Origin of the sequence: Mycobacterium sp. E796, from assembly GCF_001672815.1 — a bacterium.
In the GTDB taxonomy this organism is placed as follows: domain Bacteria; phylum Actinomycetota; class Actinomycetes; order Mycobacteriales; family Mycobacteriaceae; genus Mycobacterium.
This window is the reverse complement of sequence record NZ_LZKK01000119.1, coordinates 1-653: the sequence shown is the minus strand read 5'-3', so window position 1 is coordinate 653 and position 653 is coordinate 1. Positions and strand designations below refer to the sequence as shown.

Sequence of the window (653 nt, the reverse complement as noted above, 5' to 3'; positions counted from 1 at the left end):
GCCCTCTCGACTGTCGACTGGCGCGGCGTTCATGGCGTTTACGCCGGTTCGCGGAGCGAGAGACCGGCGGCGCGGTAAATCGTATCGATGACGCTCATGTTCTCGACCGCGTCTTCCGGCGTCGTCTTCACCGGTTCGCCGCGCAGCACCGCCGCGGCAAAAGCCTCGAGCTGGTACGCGAAGGTGGCGCGCCGCGGGAAGCGCTCGACGCGCTTGCTGTCGGCTGATTGGATGGAGAGCCGAGGGAGAACTTGAGGTGCCGCCGGACTGAGCCAATGCAGCCGGCCGCGATCGCCAACGATCCTGGCGCTCGCTCGAAAAAGATCCGACGACCACAGCGCGCAGCGGATCCGGCCCGTGAGCCAACTCGTGAAGCGCAACTCGGCCGTCATCGCCCGGTCCAGTTGAGTCCCGCGCAGTTTTGCCTGTGCCGCAACGACTTCCGGGGTCGAACCGCCGAAAGTGCGGAGCATGTCAACCGCGTAGACTCCGGCGTCCATCAGCGCGCCACCGGCGAGGGAGTAGTCGTAGACGTTGGCGTTGGAGCGCTTCGGCAGCAATACGCATAAGGAGACGTCGATCCGCTCGAGCTTGCCCAGCTCGCCTGACGTGAGAATCTGCTCGACGCGCGAAGTCAACGGATGGTAGCGGTA

At 65.2% G+C, this 653-nt stretch carries 1 protein-coding gene; it reads right to left on the bottom strand.

Annotation, left to right across the window (positions count from 1 at the left end):
- Positions 1-38: 38 nt before the first annotated feature.
- On the bottom strand, positions 39-653 hold a 615-nt coding region (locus tag A5706_RS35205), incomplete at its 5' end, for a Gfo/Idh/MocA family protein (RefSeq protein ID WP_197517798.1).